The sequence below is a fragment of the Methylicorpusculum oleiharenae genome, from assembly GCF_009828925.2.
Lineage (GTDB): Bacteria > Pseudomonadota > Gammaproteobacteria > Methylococcales > Methylomonadaceae > Methylicorpusculum > Methylicorpusculum oleiharenae.
In genome coordinates this window covers 3983359-3999094 of sequence record NZ_WUTY02000001.1, presented here as the reverse complement: position 1 = coordinate 3999094, position 15736 = coordinate 3983359, and the positions used below count along the sequence as shown (strand labels likewise).

Here is a 15736-nt window from a genome sequence, read left to right as displayed (position 1 = left end):
CCTATTAGTTCGGCTAACGCCATGGCCTTGAATATTGGGTTGGCTATCGACAACCGCAACCTAGACGCTGTGTTTTGTTGCTCCGCTGAAACCAGATCAAGGTCAGCTTTCATTGATCTTAACTTGCTTGTTTAATTGGTATTTAGAGGCGTTAAATAATGCAAGATACAAAGGTACAGGATTAATAAGTTTCGATGTCCCATTCGCTAAAAACGCGGCTGCCATTAAAGGAATGAGTATTTCATGACTATTGGTCATTTCCATGACAATAACAAATGACGTCAGTGGAGACTGAAGCATGCCCGAAAAATAAGCAGTCATGGTCAACAAAATCATAGCTGATAGGGGCGCGATGGGAAACCAGTTAGCCAAATTGACGCCAATTCCTGCGCCTGTTGCAAGTGAAGGAACAAAAATTCCGCTGGGTATTCCGCTAAAAAAAGTGGCACAGGTTGCTATCATCTTTAGGAACGGATAAGAAGGCTCCATTGGCTGAATACCCTTTAAAATCAATTTGATTTGTTGATAGCCGGTTCCTGCTGTCACATCACCCGATAAATAATTGACAACAGCAATCAAACCGCCGCAGATTACGGCTAATAAAATAATTGAAATGTGGAATTGATTAAAGAATCGAATGCCAAGAATAATAATTTTGCTGAAAAGCCCTCCCAGAAACCCACCTACGACCCCACACAGCGGAACCGCTAACCAGCTTCTTCCCCAAGGCATATTGAGCATAGATTCATCCCCGAAATAAATGTAACGGTTTATTAAAGCGTAAGCCGTAACACCGGAAAAAATAATCGCAGTCAATACCAGACTGCTCAAGCGCTCTTCCATGTTTCGCCCCATTTCTTCAATGGCAAAAATAATACCCGCCAGAGGAGTACTAAACATCGCCGCGAAACCGGCCGCGCTCCCGGCAAGAATTAAACCTTTTTCCATGTAATGAGATGGGAATTGAGTTACCCTGCCCAAGGATAACATTATAGAAGCACCCACATGAATAGCGGGACCACCCAAGCCAACCGATGCACCGCAAAGTAACCCCATCATAGTTAAAAGTATTTTCCCGAAAGAAATTCTTAACGAAACCAATTTGGCTCTGTCTGCAAGAGTATTTGATATTTCGAGTGCCGCTTTAATCTGAGGTATACCGCTACGTTCGCTGCCTGGAAAGAAACGAAACGTGATCCATGCTGTCAATCCCATGCCAAAAGGCGGAATGATAAAATGAAACCAAGGATAATGGAGGGAAAACGAAAGATAAGTATGTGTGGTCCATTCACTGAGCCATGTCAACAACACAATAACCAGGCCGACTACGATAGCGCCTATCCAGAAAACCAACCGTTGTTTCCAGGCAATCAATGACAGGAATGAAAGGTGCTTCTCCAAAATTATAGTTTCATCGCTCAATTGCCCTGCTGGCTATGACTTTGAGCCTTACCACGGCAGAATTGCTTTTCCACGCAATTTAATAGCCAAGATAGGGAATAACAAGATCGAAACCATACCCGCGCTTACCAGGATGGCCGCCCTGTCAGGAGGCATTAGTCCGGAAGAAACGCCGATTTCACTGATAATGACGATTAATGGTAAACCTGTGGCCGAATAAAATGCGAATGATAGCTGGTCTTCGGGAACGAGAATCTTTCGATAAAAGAAGACGGGCAAGCCTCTAACCAAGACCAAAAGGCCTGATAAAAGAACTACTTGTAAAGGTGCTAAAGGGACTGACCATAAGGCACTGACTTCGAACCTCATGCCGGCGACAATAAAAAATATAGGTATCAGAAAGCCATAACCAATAGCGTCCAGTTTATGTCGCAACATGTCGCCACCGTCTCCTTTAATGGCAAGCCCAACGACTATTCCAGCTGTAAATGCTCCGATGACGATATTTAAACCAAATTTGGCAGCGAGAGCGACGAACAGGATCTGCACCAAAATACAAATTCTCACCGGCAACTGACCACTGCTTTGCATAGTCTTCGTCAGTATTTCAATGAACCGGGATGAGCGCATATTTAGGGCAACATAGGCGGCTATTAGAGCGATGATAATAAAGGTCACCATAAACAACGTATGTACAATGGTGCTGTGAGTTGGTATCAACAGCATTGAAATGATGACTAAGGGTCCGAATTCACCGACCGCTGCGGCAGCAATCAAATACGTCCCAAAGTCCGTATCCAGCAGTCCGCGATCTCGCAGAATGGGAGCCAGTATACCCAGTGCGGTAGTTGACATGGCGACCGCTGCTAAAAAAGGAGGCGTTTGAATGAGGCCGATGGAATTAAAGAAATACATGCAAATCATGGCTACCGATAACGAAACAAACCAACCGCCGACTGCCAAAGAGAAAGGTCTGCCGTGAATCTTTTCGAAATCGATCTCAAGTCCAACCATGAATAGCAGAAAGGTCAACCCCAGATCTCCTAATAACCCGATCAGTCCGGTTGGACTAGAAAAGTTGAAGACATGAGGACCAATCAGTACCCCCAAAATGACTTCAAGAACGACAACAGGTAAACGGAACCCCTTAGGCAGTTCGGTAATGAGAGGAGCCATCATTGCAATAAATGCAATCAACAGAAGTTCAGTAGGATAGGTTTCCATAGAAAATCGACTCCATTATTTGATTGACGCGTTTGTTAGGGGCTCGAGTTTAAATCAATTATCAAACGTATACCATCGTTAGTTAAAAGGGATGAGCAAATGAGCTCATACTCCAGCAATTCCCATTTTAAAACCTTACGTTTTTCTAGGTATTTGATTTTCTCCATAGAGCATGAACCGCATCAAATGCTGCCAATTATCAAAAGGCATAAATTGAAGTAAGGTTCGGAATTGTTCGAAGAATGTCCGCCTGGAAGGTGCGGCATTGCGGACGGCACGGTAAGCCTCGTCGAGCCATTCAAGCACCGTATGAGTGAGGAAAGCCAATAAGTTGAGGGTTGCCAAGAAGTTGGACAACTGCTGTTTGCCGTGGGCAAAGTTATGCTCGAAATGATAGCCATGGTTCTTGAGGACATTGTTGTTTTCGTTCTCTATTTTCCAACGAGCGCGGCCCGCGGCGACCATCTCGATCACATTGTGTTCGTCGAGAGTGTGTGACGTTGCCCAGGCATTGCGGTAGACCACTTCTTGTTTGGCATTGAGGATCGTCACTTCGCACCAATTAACCATTAATGCATCGTCGCTATTGCGGAGAGGGACTTGATTGAAATACCGATAGCGTTCGGTCAATCGTTGTTTTCCGTTCCAACGGCTTTTCTCGAGCGTTTGAATCTCACCGATTCGGGTAAAATCGTCGAGCCATTCGTACAATAGCTCATGCGAATCAGGCTTGCAGACAAACAGAAAAGCCATGTTCTGCGCCCGCACGGCCTCACAAAACGGCTGGTGACAATATAAATCGTCACCCAGCACCGTAATGCCGCGGGGCGCGTAATGAGGCCCCCAATTCGTCAGCCAGCGCTTGGCCGCCGCCAGTTCGCAATCCTGTTTGTCCACGCCATCTTGGACGCGAACAAATTCCGGCGGCAAAGGCACTACCTGGCTTTGTCCGGGAGCCACAATGACCGGTGTCACCAACGTGTGACGGTATAAGGTCTGACCGTTTTTCAGCGTTTGTTGGGTACAGCATGGACAGGAAATTTTTTCCGAACTGAAGGAATCGGTGCCGTCCAGCGCCACCAACAAAGTACTGCCAACACTCACGAACGGCTTCAGGCAACCTTGTGTGTACAATCTGTCACCCACTTCGGCCAACACCGGATAGAGTGTTTCCGGTGCAATGGGATCCAGCAAGTTGCCGATTTGGCTGGTCGAAGGAATTTGATGAACACCAAAAATCGATTGTGCGTTATTTCGATTGTGGAGTTTTTCCATCCGTCGCTGATAATCCAGAAAAGACGGGCTTTGCGTGAAAAACACCGAGAAGGCACTCAGAACGGCATCTTCTATCCTGTATTTCTGATTGTTGCCGGGTTTACGGGAGTCCGGTAAGTCTTCGAAGGTGCGGCGTATCAGGTCAATTATTTCCAAGTCCATTTGTATCTACCGATGGCTTTATTAATGTTGCGATTGATTGATTTTAAGTGCCCCTTATTTTATCAGGGTTTTAAATTGGGAATTGCTGGCTCATACTCAATTGATCTTACAGACGTAGCGCATTATTGATCGTTTATTGATGCGAGTAAGTTTGGCCGGACCCGTCTCAGTCTTCACTAGCTTTAATGTGGAGCAGGATTTTCGACGATAAACTTCTTTCGTATTCGGCGCCAATTAGCCCTAAAGCGCGGTTTATTGATAAAACAATTGAGATTTTATGTTCCCAATAAAACATGTGGAATGCGCAATGACTTTACCATTCATTAACCTGCGTTTTGTAAAAAAGCGCATGGATGAACAGTAGTCAGACAATTTAGTTTTGACGGGAAACTGAAAAACGTTCATGGTGTGCTCTCAGGTTTTGCTCAGAACATGCATATTTAATCCCTTCGACATACTCAGGGTCAATGGATCACCTTGATTACCCGGCAAAATGAGCATGACTGACGTTAGTGTCCGTTTTTAAGTTCTTGGTTTTTTAAGCCTTTTTCGGTAATTTCATGATAAAGGCTGGTTATTCTCCCTATTAACTCTTGGTATTCGGGGTGTTTGTGAACCGTCGGCATAATATCTTGGGCATCTGCAAAGACTTCTTTCAAATAATCGATATCATAGTCTTCAAGACATTCGCCTCTATCTACTTTTTCTTTAATTGACAAAGCGCGGGGTAGTCTTTGCTTTTCAAAACGCTCGAGAAGAACCGAAATAACGCCTAAATCATCTGATGTTTTCATAAAGTTATCTTTGGGTATTAGTAGTTGTGAATGTAATGATAATAAATGCAACGCATTAAATAAAGTTAAGATGTTATAGTTTCCCGCTAAAAATAAAAGAGTTGTCCATTAGGTAAATTGATCCTATTAATTTGATAGAAAATACACCGTTTTCTGGTGCGCTTAAGCAAAAGAAAGTTCTCATGAACATTATGACTCCGACTCCGCGGCATTATGTGTCAGAGCCTTAAAAAACGACCGGAATTATTTGATAAGCCAGTATATAATCACGCGAGACTTGATTTTTACCACAACTCGAAATTTTGTGAAAAGGATGTAGGAGCAGCCGCACAATGACTATCGAATTCTTGATTAACTTTGTTTTACAGTTTCTTGGAGCCGGGGCGGTATTTTTACTCGCCTATCGGTCATTTCAGAAACGCCGGATTCAGTTAGGTGCAGAACCAACACTTCCACAATACTTTATTCGCAGGAGTACTTACTGGGCGGGGATGGCTTCTTACTGCCTGTTTATGACAGCGCTTTATTTGTTGCTTACCTGGCGTTGGCTGCCCCTTGAACCACTGGTCACACATACCGTGGAGAACCTTCGTTCCGGAGAATTGCTGAATCTTCTGAATGGACTGGATGGCAGCACGATCATGCCTTTGATAGCCGCCGGTCTGTTTCTTTTTTTTATCGCCTGGGAAAACAAATTTAACCCTTTGTTGATTTTAAGAGACAGTATCCATGACGCTTTTGCAATTCCTACCAAGGCGGTAGAGGTCTACAATGCTTTAATCTCATCCAGATTATCGGCGATCGACGATAAATTAAAAGCGCAAATAGCGAATCGCTTACTGGTACAGAGTATCGATCCGGGCGATTTTGACAAATCCAGTGCCACGGTCGAATACAAATGGGCACATAACTGTCTTCTTTTTGACCAGATACAAAACTACGCCAACCAGTCATCCTACCGTCGTTTTTTCAATGAGCCGTCGTTGAAATGGGGGGAAATCTGTATTTCCTACAATGCAATGTCGGAAAAAGTGATCGTCTGGAAAGAAGCGGAACCGCACTACACCAAAACCTTAAACCTGATCAAGGAACTGGATAATCTCACCGGTCTGCTCTGCCGCTTACTGGCCTCTCTGGTTGTGTTCGGTAGCGCCAGCGAGAATGATATCTGGGCATCCGTAAAGCAGCTTGGCGGAAGGGTTCATGAGGCCCGTCTGAAACATACTTATAAGTACGTTCTGTTGTTTACGGCCGCCACCACAATCGGGGTGATGTTAGGCCGGGAGATTTCTGTTTCATTGCATAATGCGTTTCTGTTTCCCGATAATCCATTGCCGCATTTTGATGGTAATACCTTGCGCTGGATTGCGTACGTCATCCCGATCTATGTCCTGCCGATAACACTGGTGTTTATTTCTCGGACACTGGCTTTGAAATACCAACAGAACGAATCCGATCGAAACTATGGATTTTATTTGGCAATGATGATACTCGGATTCATTGTCAGTACCACGTCCTCAGTGCTTGTGCTTGAACTCACGCATTACCGTAAAGAATATTTCAATTTTCTGGAAAGCTTCATGGAACATATGCGGTGGGGAATTTTACCGGCACTGATGTCCTGTTTTGTCGCTTATCGAATGGATACTCCTGCAAGTGAAAAGGAAGATCTGGGCAAACTGATTTTGGAGGCATTCTTGCGTTTTCTTGCCTGGGGGTCAATTGCTGTGATTATCATGCTTTATGCTACTGACGACATGATCATCGAAGAGATCAATCTGCGTTTTACGCTTGTTGGCACGTCTTTCTTCGTGCTGGGTCTGTTGGGAGCCTCTGCTCGGTTCAAAACGACGATGCGGCTAGATTAGTTCGTTTTGTAAAAACAGCAATATTGGGGTGCGCCGAACGAACAGTGAGGCGCGCCTCTTTCCACATAAACCTGCTGCAGCTTTTTCAGATCGCAAAGTAGCCGTAACAGGTGATCGCGACAATGCCCATTCCGGCGATTTTGACTTTATTCAACAAGGATTGCTCTCCCCAAAAGTAAAGAAGACTTGCTTTCTTGCGAAACCAGAATTCACGCTGTTTATCAATTAAGTGCAAGCATAATCGGGGTAAATGACGCCACAATTCATACAACAAGACAAGTCCGAAAACGGTCATGGTGTAAAATTCAATGACTTGAGTTTGGTGCCGGTCAGTATCGAATAGATGTTCAATAACATAATCCAGGCCCATACTTGCGTAATCGTAGGCTATGGATAGCGCTTCCAGAAACAGGTCAATCGCCTGATCGCAAAGATCCAGGAATAAATCAGTTAATACATCAGGCACCGCAAGAATTGTAATTAGAAGACTGAGTAGCAACCCGCTCGCAATCATCTGCTGTTTTTTTCTCCTGGCAACAAACCGTTCCAATAATTCACTGTCTTCCGCAGTCATGTTGACAAAATGTGCGCCAATCAGATGCGGGTAGCGATTTTTTTCATAAGGGTTGCTGGGTTTGCAATAAACCACTTTGCAACACGTCATAATAACCGTCAGGCTGGATAACAAAAATAGTCTGATTACCAGATAATCACCGGGATTTAATTCCTCTTTACTGGTAAATGCGATGCCGCTGGAACTGATGTTGACATTGAGCGTGTCATTTTCGCGGCTTTGAGAATAGGGTAGTGATTGCTCTGCTGACTGCCCGTTAATTTGTGCAACCGGCTGGGTCGAAAGAGATAGAGTGAGAATGTTATCAAAACCGGGCTGGAATTCATTGATTTGGCTACTGTCGACTTTATGGAAGTAAAGATTTACCTGCTCGTAAATTCGAAAATCAACTCTTCGATTTAGTTTTTTGCCGTTTACCTTCACTGTATTCATAGAAAACCTCAAACGTTTATCATCTAGCTGTGCAGAATAATAGTTGAAGCTATGAATGTTGGGACGGTATACAAAGATTAATATTATTTCTTACCTATACGGGATTAAGTAACTGCGCATTTTATAGGCACGCGGTGCTTTGCTCATCGAGCACGATCCATCGTTTGTCGGTTCTCACCCTCTATTAATTCGATCTTCATCAAATCTTAATCAAACCTAAGGGTTTTCTCTCATCTTGTTTCTGTAATCTATACCTCAATCAAAGCGATTTATGCATTACGCAGCTCGCGATGACTTTGGCGATGAAGGGTTTTAGCTCTTTATCATTGATCATAGACATAATAGGAGTTTAACGAATATGCCACTCGGTTTGAGCAACATTTTCAACGGGCTCTTCAAGCAATATGGCCACACTGTAATCCTCTTGTTGCGTTTCGTCGATCTGGCGATGCTGATGGGGGCGGCTTGGGTGTCTCATTACTTTTGGCTGCGGCAGGTGGTGATCGATCAGGATTACCGGATTGTGATTGCATTAGGGCTTTTGGCGGCCATTATCTTTTTTGAAATGGGTCAGGTTTACCGGCCCTGGCGTAATGATGTCATGCGCGGAGAAATCGCACGTATCGTTAGAGCTTGGGTATTTGCCGTTGTCTCGGTGATTACGATCGTGGCATCGATACGGCTGCATTTTTGGTTCGGCTCCAGTTACCGCTGGATCATCACTTGGTGGTCGCTGGGTCTGCTGTTTATTCTCACGGCTAGAGGACTTCTATCCCAATTACTGCATTGGTTACGTTCTCGAGGCTGGTCTCAGGGCCGTATCCTTTTGGTAGGCTTGAATCAAATGGCGGTTGCCGTCAGTCGTCAATTGAATAATTCCTCCTGGGCAGGATTACAAGTGGTCGGTTATGTCGATGATCGGTCCGAAAACCGGCAATCGGTGGGTGATTTATCGCTGATCAGGCTTGGTGAATTACAGGATCTCAATGCGATTGTCACCCGCGAAGCCATTGACGAAGTCTGGATTGCCTTTCCAGGTGAATCACTTGCCGAACGAGCGCAATATCAGTTGAGGCATTTACCGGTCAGTATTCGTCTGGTTATCGATTGTTTTGCTTTCAAGCACAGTAAATTCCTCAGTTTGAACACGGTGGCCGGTATTCCGACTTTGGATTTTTCGGTATCGCCCCTGGATGGAATTAATCGCTATGTCAAAGAAATCATGGACAGATTGTCGGCATTAATCCTTCTCGTGCTGATCAGTCCATTACTGTTATTCATTGCTATCGGCGTCAAGCTGAGTTCACCAGGGCCGGTGTTTTATCGGCAGGAACGGGTGGGCTGGAATAATCATTCATTTACGATGTTGAAGTTCCGGTCTATGCCGGTGAATGCAGAAGCAGCAACCGGCGCGGTCTGGGCAAAACCCGGCGAAAACCGTGCGACACGATTTGGCGGATTCTTGCGAAAAACCAGTCTTGATGAACTACCGCAACTGATCAATGTGCTCAGGGGGGATATGTCGCTGGTAGGGCCTCGCCCGGAACGTCCTGATTTTGTCGAAGTATTCAAAGACCAAGTGCCCAATTACATGAAGAAACATATGGTCAAAGCAGGTATTACGGGCTGGGCTCAAGTCAATGGCTGGCGCGGTGATACCGATTTGAACCGGCGCATTGAACATGATTTGTATTACATCCAGCATTGGTCGGTGTGGTTTGATCTGGAGATTGCTCTGCGCACCCTGTTGACTGGTTTTATCAATAAGAACGCCTACTAAGGAAACCCAGCCATGACCAGATTACTCCCATTGATGTTGGTTTTACTGTTGCCGGCCTGTTCTCTGACGCCCGGCATGACAATGCAAGCCGATAACAATTTATCGGATCTTGAGGTGCCGGTTATGAAAGATGGCCGGATGCTCAAGGAAAAGACCCGGATTGTGCCTATTACTGCAGATTTGATCATAGAGAGGGAAAACTCCAGGCGCCAGGCGGTCAATAATCTGCCTCCGGTGGACTTGAATCAGGCCACTTACCGGATCGGTCCGCACGACAGATTGCTGATTACCGTCTGGGATCATCCCGAGCTGAATGATCCTGGCGGTGAAAAGATACTTCCCGAATTGGCCGGTAAAGTCGTTGATGACGATGGCCAGCTGTATTATCCCTATGTCGGCACTATGCAGGTTGCAGGAAAAACGGTCAGCGAAGTCAGAAGTCTGCTGACCAGAGAGCTTTCCAACTATTTCAAAAGAGTCAAACTCGATGTCCGGGTGCTTTCTTTCCAGAGTCATCGTGCCGCTGTTGTGGGTGAAGTCAAAATGCCGGGAATACAGCCGTTAACTGAAACGCCTTTGACGGTAGCTGAAGCGATCAGCCGAGCCGGTGGCGTGACGCAAGATGCCGATATGAGCAATGTATCGCTGGCCAGAGATGGCAAGTTATACAAGATCAATGTGCTGGCGCTTTATGAACAGGGCAATACCACCCAAAACCTGCTGCTTAAAGCCGGTGATGTGCTGAATATCCCCGACAGTAAGGATAACAAGGTATTTGTTATGGGCGAAGTCGGCAGACAGCAGGCATTGCCTATCAATAAAGGCAAGATGTCCCTGGCTCAAGCGCTGGCAGAAGCCTATGGGGTTGACTTCAACATGTCCAGGCCGGAAGAAATTTATGTTATTCGTTCGGGAGATATGAATCCTGAAATATTTCAGCTGAATGCCGAATCACCCGACGCGTTGATTCTTGCCGATCAGTTTGCTTTGGAACCGCATGATACCGTTTTCGTAGGTACCGCCGGGGTGACTCAGTGGTCCAGAGTGCTGAACCAGATTTTACCGTCATCCTTCACGGCTATCATGTCCCAAGCCGCAATGATGGGGCTGTAATGGAATTCAACCGCATGAGTCATCACAAAAAGAACGCATCCGGCAGGGTCAGCACTGTAGCGTTTGACTCGCCAGTTGCAGCTTTTCAAACGAGTGAGGCATGAAAGACTATGTATTATAAAAATCAAGCCAGTACTGAATTACCACCGCTTAATGCGTCCAGATTAGAAGAGCAGGGTGTCAGTATCAGAGACTATGTCGATTTATTGCTGGAAGGTAAAAAGACCATTCTCAAGACTTTATTCACCGTGCTGATCATCACCCTGATCTATTTAGTTCTGGCGCCTCGCACGTATAAAGCCGATGGCTTGTTGAGGATAGACAAGAACAAGGCTTTATTGGCGGCGCCACTGCGAAGCGACACGAACGGAGCGTCGGCTGAAACTGAAAGTCCCAGAGCGCAGCGCGAAGTGGAAATTCTCAGATCCCGCTCGGTGCTCGGCAAGGTAGTGGATGATTTGAATCTGGTGGTTGAATATACTCCTGCTTACTTTCCGGTTATCGGTGAGACGCTGGCCAGGTTGCATAACGCCGATGACGGCATTGCCGAGCCATGGTGGGGTTTCAGTCGTTGGGCCTGGGGCGGGGAAAAGTTAAAAATAGCAACCTTTACCGTGCCGGATCGGTTTTTGAATAAAGAGTTTACGCTGGTTGCTCTGGAATCAGGTCGTTTTCGCTTGCTGGGTCCCAAAGATGAAACGCTGGTTGATGGATCTGTAGGCGACACTGTTTCAATCAACATCGGCGAGACTGAGCCTGTCGTCATCAAGATTATTGAGCTTGAAGCCAATCACGGTACCCATTTTGAATTGAGTAGAACCACCACATTGGCTGCCATAGAAACATTGCAGAAAGCCTTTACCGTTAGAGAGGTTTCCAAGGATACCGATATTCTCAGTGTAGAACTGAAGGGCCGGGATCCCGAGCAATTGGCCAAGTCGGTTAACGACATCGCCTCTTTCTATGTCAACGCAACGGTGAATTGGGAGTCTGCGGAAGCCGGTCAAAAGCTGGCTTTTCTGGAAAGTCAGTTACCGGTTGTCAAAGAACGGCTGGAAAAGGCGGAGCAAAGTTTGAGCGCCTACAGGCAAACACACGGCGCCGTCGATATTCCGGCCGAAGCTGAAATATTGTTGAAACAGGCTGCCGAGATGGAGACGCTGAATATTCAGCTCAAACAAAAGTACGAACAGCAAAATCAGCATCTGGAAGCGGCTCATCCGGACATGATTGCAACGAAGGCGCAGATCAGACGGATTGACGGCAAGTTGGGCAATCTGGAAAAAAGGATCAAAAATTTACCGCGTACTCAGCAGCACATGGTCAGCTTATCGCGGGATGTTCAGGTCAACACCGAACTCTATACCTCGTTGTTGAACAGCGCTCAGGAACAGCGTATAGCGGCGGCAGGTTCCTTGGGTAACTCACGAATCATCGATTACGCTGTGACTCCTGAAAAACCGTATTGGCCAAAACCCGGACTGATGCTGGCTATTGCCGGTTTACTGGGATTGACAGCCGGTTCGGCGCTGGTGTTTCTGCGTTATTCGTTGCAACGCCACGATAATTATCCGGCTTTGCTGGAATATCAGGTGGGGTTGCCGTTATATGCCGCCATTCCGCACAGCAAGAAGCAACACCGTCTGGCTAGACTCATTGATCAGGGCAAGGACCGTCAGTCCGGTATTCTGGTCAGCCAGGATCCGCTTGATATTTCTGTCGAGTCTTTGCGCAGTTTCCGGACCAATTTGGAGGCAACACTGGCCAGTAGTGAAAGCAAAGTCATTATGGTCGGCAGTCCCGCACCGGGTATGGGCAAGTCTTTTGTCTCCAGTAATTTGGCGGCACTCCTGGCCAGCATCAAAAAGCGTGTGTTGATCATTGACGCCGATATGCGTAACGGTCGTCTGCATGAGACTTTTTCAATAAAAAACCAGCCTGGACTGTCAGATCTTTTGGCCGGTAAGGCTTCGCTGGGCGACATTATCGTCAGTTTGCCGGACGTTGGCGTGGATTTTATTCCCAGGGGCAATATGGTCATGAACCCCGCAGAACTGCTGGTGATGGGGAATCTGGAAGAAACGCTGGATCAGCTGAAAAGTTTTTACAACCATATTGTTATTGATTCACCGCCCATTCTGGCGGCTACCGATGCGGCCATTATCAGCAAGCTCGCCGACGCCACATTTTTAGTTGTCAAGGAAGGCCGTTATACGGCGCAGGAATTGGAAGTCAGTTTTAGACGATTCCAGCAGGTCGGTGTCAAACCGAACGGATTTATTATCAATGATCTGAAAGAAGGCTCGTCATACTATCCCTACTACGGCTACGCTTATAACCGCGCCGGTGAAGAGTCTAAAAGCGTGCCATTATGGACGGCCGGCTATCAGGCGATGGGCGGCTGGTTCGGTAGAAATAAGGATCCTGATTTTCTGTTGGCTTCAGGGATCGATCAAAACCCCGATGAGATAGCAGAGGCCTAAGCGATGAGAATAAGCTTTGAAAAAGATTTACCGGTTCTGTTGTTTGCTCTGGTCAGTGCGTCGACCCTGGCTTCGTTACCTCAGGTCGAGTCTGCCTGGAATGGGGTGAAGGAAGTGTATGGAGAACAGGATTTTGGTTTGCGTATTCTTCGCGAACTGATGCTGGTTGTTTTGATCGGCTATGCGTTTGTTGAGCCCCGGTTGCGCAATGGCATCCTGACAGGACCGGTATTTGCGTTTTTGGGAATCATGATCACTTATGTCCTGTTTGAAGTGGCTTATGCGCTGTACCTGGACCTGCCGCTGGTAGTGCCCATGGCCGGACTGAGAGTTTTTGAATACCTGCCGGTTGCTTTGATCGGTTTTGCGGTCAGCCGCTTGGGGGCGGGTGAAACCGTGATCTTCCGCTTTGCATATTATCTGCGCTATTACCTGGTTCTTCAGGCAGTTCTGGCGATAGCGCAGGCTTTGTGGGCGCCGCCTTTATTTGGCGTGTCAATTCTGGGGGGCGGGCGTCCGTTTGGGACTTTTGTCAGTCCCAACCTTTTTGGCGCAACCATGGCGACTTGTGCGCTGCTGTTTTCTCTGGTTCCGTCCATGCGTAAATGGATGGCGGTCAGTGTGTTTTTGGCCTTGTTGAGCGGTTCCCGCACGGCTTTAATCAGTTCTTTGCTGGTCATCTATTTTCAGATTTATACGGCACTTCGCCCTCGCGACCGCTGGGCCATGATCATGCCTGCGCCACTGCTGGCCGTCGGCGCGCTGATCCTGGCGTCCAGTCCTTTGCTCAGCGGCCGTGATGATGCCGATCCCACCCAAGACGGACGTATCGATCTTTGGCAGCGGGTGTTTTCCGAGCAAATCCATGGGCCTGCGGATTTATTGTTCGGCTGGGGCTTGGGTTTGAGTTCCAATACCATCAACATTCTTTTTGGTGCCGAGCATTTTCATGGTCAATTCGATTCGGACAGCCTTTATCTATTTCTATTGAACGGTTACGGGTTACTGGGTCTGCTGGCGTATCTGGCATTTCTTTGGGCAACGGCAAAGCTGTCGGTTCATCCCAACAAATTCTTGGTCGTGATGTTCATTTTTGTTGCCGGGCTTACTTTTAACATGTGGGAATATTTTCCTCAAAACGCAATGTTGATGTTTCTGTGGGGAGCGGTATTAGGTACCGGATACCGGTCGAAAACTCCGGCTTGGCAGGCTGCCTCCGGTTCTTATTACTCAAGACTGTCCTGACTACGGTATTTTAGAAAATGACTCTGTTTCGGTTTTTAAGAGAAAAACAACTATTCGGTGATGCCTTCTGGGTCATTCTGGGCCAAATAGTGTCGGCAATGGCTTTACTGGCCGGCACCCGGATGTTGACCGAGTTGGTAAGTCCTGAAATATACGGACAGGTTGCTTTGTTGAATGGTTTTGTTGCGCTGGGTGTTGCTTTGTTTTCTTACCCCTTTATTTGCGCGGGCATGAGGATAATGCCTGAATGTCAGAATGAATGGGAACGTGCCGATTTGCACCAGGTTGTAGCAGGCTATGCGGCCCGATCAACAGCTTTGGCGGTAGCGCTGCTGCTCGTCGGAGGCCTGATCTACCGTCATTTTTACCACAGCGATTTTAGTCTTTATCTTCTTGCCGGTTTACTTTTGATCGTGACAGTCAGGCGGGAATTAGGCATTCAGTTACTTATAGGAGGCCGCAAACAACGCAGCGCAAGTTTGTGGCAGACCAGTGACAGTCTTTTACGCCCTTTATTGGCGGTTTCGCTGGTCGTGTGGGGCGGCCAAAAACCGGAATGGGTATTGTTGGGATATATCCTGGCCAGCTTCATTGCCAATCAGGTCTGGTCATTTGTTCATCGCACTAAAATCGTCAAGCACAAGCGCCCGGCCAGGGTCCGCAATTTCAAGGCCGACGTTTGGACTTATGCGTTGCCACTGGTTCCTATGGAATTGATAGCCTGGGTTAACGGCATGGGTGATCGCTATGTGATCGGTTATTTATTGTCGGCGGCGGAAGTCGGTTTATATGCAGCGACTTACCTGATCATCAACGAAGCGTTCAATCGCAGCGCTATGGTTTTGTTACGTATCTTTCAGCCGGTTTATTTTCAGTGCTTTTCCCGTAATCAGGCCAGGGAAGGCTTCAGGATTTTATGGATCTGGATAGGGTGCGTCGTGATCTTAGGGATCACCGGCGTGACCTTATTGGTGTTGTCCAAAGGCTGGGTGACCACCTGGTTGCTCGCCAAATCGTATCATTCTTCAGTCGAGTTAATACCCGCCATTGCAGTTGGATGCGCGCTGCACGCTTTGGGGATGGTACTGTCCCAACCGCTGTTGGCAAACAAACAGACACGGTGGTTATTGTCCGGACGTTTATGCGGGGCCTTGACGGCGGCAGTCAGTATTCCGTTGATGGTAATGCATTATGGTTTGCCGGGCGCCGCATTCGCCAATTGCATTTATTTTGGTGTTGAAGCGATAGTGTTGGCGATGCTTGCCAAACCCTGGCGGATGACTGGCGGTTTTGAAAATGGCGATGACCAAGACCCGGTGGGAGAGGCGGTGACTGGGTGCAAAGTTTCAGCGTAGGTAAAGGTTACAGCTATTGCTATACCCATG

General features: G+C 47.0%; 11 protein-coding genes. 6 read left to right on the top strand and 5 right to left on the bottom strand.

All coding sequences use genetic code 11. The features are described 5' to 3' along the window. Positions 1-102: 102 nt before the first annotated feature. From GO003_RS18095 to GO003_RS18080, 4 genes are all read right to left on the bottom strand, one after another. A complete protein-coding gene (locus GO003_RS18095; RefSeq protein ID WP_231089067.1) occupies positions 103-1353 on the bottom strand; it encodes a chloride channel protein in 1251 nt (416 codons plus the stop codon). 96 nt (positions 1354-1449) lie between these two features. After that, entirely contained in the window at positions 1450-2625 is a 1176-nt protein-coding gene (locus GO003_RS18090) for a cation:proton antiporter (protein ID WP_159654935.1), read from the bottom strand. A gap of 135 nt (positions 2626-2760) precedes the next feature. Continuing rightward, a complete protein-coding gene (locus GO003_RS18085; protein WP_407942112.1) occupies positions 2761-4050 on the bottom strand; it encodes an ISNCY family transposase in 1290 nt (429 codons plus the stop codon). 521 nt (positions 4051-4571) lie between these two features. Next, positions 4572-4856, bottom strand: a complete 285-nt coding sequence (locus GO003_RS18080; protein WP_159658355.1) for a hypothetical protein — start codon at positions 4854-4856, stop codon at positions 4572-4574. A 332-nt stretch (positions 4857-5188) separates the two neighbouring features. Here GO003_RS18080 and GO003_RS18075 point away from each other — a divergent pair, with 332 nt between their 5' ends. Further along, positions 5189-6724, top strand: a complete 1536-nt coding sequence (locus tag GO003_RS18075) for a hypothetical protein (RefSeq protein ID WP_159658354.1) — start codon at positions 5189-5191, stop codon at positions 6722-6724. Between the two features lie 85 nt (positions 6725-6809). On the opposite strand, the gene GO003_RS18070 is transcribed toward GO003_RS18075, so the two are convergent. Further along, positions 6810-7730: a PilZ domain-containing protein gene (locus GO003_RS18070; protein ID WP_159658353.1), complete on the bottom strand. Its 921-nt coding sequence runs from the start codon at positions 7728-7730 to the stop codon at positions 6810-6812. Positions 7731-8088: 358 nt separating this feature from the next. On the opposite strand from GO003_RS18070, the gene GO003_RS18065 reads away from it, so the two are divergent. From GO003_RS18065 to GO003_RS18045, 5 genes are all read left to right on the top strand, one after another. Continuing rightward, the gene (locus GO003_RS18065) at positions 8089-9510 is read left to right on the top strand and encodes an undecaprenyl-phosphate glucose phosphotransferase (RefSeq protein ID WP_159658352.1); all 1422 of its coding nucleotides are present in this window, start codon (positions 8089-8091) and stop codon (positions 9508-9510) included. 12 nt (positions 9511-9522) lie between these two features. After that, the gene (locus tag GO003_RS18060; protein ID WP_159658351.1) at positions 9523-10623 is read left to right on the top strand and encodes a polysaccharide biosynthesis/export family protein; all 1101 of its coding nucleotides are present in this window, start codon (positions 9523-9525) and stop codon (positions 10621-10623) included. Positions 10624-10733: 110 nt separating this feature from the next. Beyond that, the gene (locus GO003_RS18055; RefSeq protein WP_159658350.1) at positions 10734-13106 is read left to right on the top strand and encodes a polysaccharide biosynthesis tyrosine autokinase; all 2373 of its coding nucleotides are present in this window, start codon (positions 10734-10736) and stop codon (positions 13104-13106) included. Between the two features lie 3 nt (positions 13107-13109). Further along, positions 13110-14351: an O-antigen ligase family protein gene (locus tag GO003_RS18050; protein WP_159658349.1), complete on the top strand. Its 1242-nt coding sequence runs from the start codon at positions 13110-13112 to the stop codon at positions 14349-14351. A gap of 17 nt (positions 14352-14368) precedes the next feature. Further along, the gene (locus GO003_RS18045; protein ID WP_231089066.1) at positions 14369-15706 is read left to right on the top strand and encodes a lipopolysaccharide biosynthesis protein; all 1338 of its coding nucleotides are present in this window, start codon (positions 14369-14371) and stop codon (positions 15704-15706) included. Positions 15707-15736: the final 30 nt, after the last annotated feature.

Bases quoted from the DNA above. Each gene is read 5' to 3' on its own strand.
- GO003_RS18075 (WP_159658354.1), top strand. From the start codon at position 5,189: ATGACTATCGAATTCTTGATTAACTTTGTTTTACAGTTTCTTGGAGCC.
- GO003_RS18090 (WP_159654935.1), bottom strand. From the start codon at position 2,625: ATGGAAACCTATCCTACTGAACTTCTGTTGATTGCATTTATTGCAATG.
- GO003_RS18060 (WP_159658351.1), top strand. From the start codon at position 9,523: ATGACCAGATTACTCCCATTGATGTTGGTTTTACTGTTGCCGGCCTGT.
- GO003_RS18070 (WP_159658353.1), bottom strand. From the start codon at position 7,730: ATGAATACAGTGAAGGTAAACGGCAAAAAACTAAATCGAAGAGTTGAT.
- GO003_RS18045 (WP_231089066.1), top strand. From the start codon at position 14,369: ATGACTCTGTTTCGGTTTTTAAGAGAAAAACAACTATTCGGTGATGCC.
- GO003_RS18065 (WP_159658352.1), top strand. From the start codon at position 8,089: ATGCCACTCGGTTTGAGCAACATTTTCAACGGGCTCTTCAAGCAATAT.
- GO003_RS18080 (WP_159658355.1), bottom strand. From the start codon at position 4,856: ATGAAAACATCAGATGATTTAGGCGTTATTTCGGTTCTTCTCGAGCGT.
- GO003_RS18050 (WP_159658349.1), top strand. From the start codon at position 13,110: ATGAGAATAAGCTTTGAAAAAGATTTACCGGTTCTGTTGTTTGCTCTG.
- GO003_RS18055 (WP_159658350.1), top strand. From the start codon at position 10,734: ATGTATTATAAAAATCAAGCCAGTACTGAATTACCACCGCTTAATGCG.